This window comes from Rhizobium sp. SVR5-2C, assembly GCF_056755115.1.
Window position 1 is genome coordinate 1 of the sequence record NZ_JBNDHT010000510.1, and the last position, 246, is coordinate 246.

The window sequence follows — 246 nt, forward strand, 5'->3', positions numbered from 1 at the left end:
GAGGACGGCGGCGTCGTCGTCGGCGAACAGCTCAGGTACGTACGGGGCACTGCGCTCGAGGGCGGCCTGCATCCGTTCGTGCGACTCGTCCGTGCCGTCGCCGAGGCGGCAGACCCACAGCGTGGCGTGGTCGAGGTGGTAGCGGACCTCCTTGACCGCCTTGGCCGCGACGCCGGCGACGACGTCGTCCGTGGATCCGGCCAGCCGCGTGTGCAGCTCGACCTGGCGGGCGGAGAACCACAGGAG

At 72.0% G+C, this 246-nt stretch carries 1 protein-coding gene; it reads right to left on the reverse strand.

Annotated features, from left to right (window positions below; all coding sequences use genetic code 11):
• The coding region (locus ACPYOI_RS36710; RefSeq protein WP_481424262.1) for a Phenylacetic acid catabolic protein at positions 1-246 on the reverse strand (246 nt) is incomplete at both ends.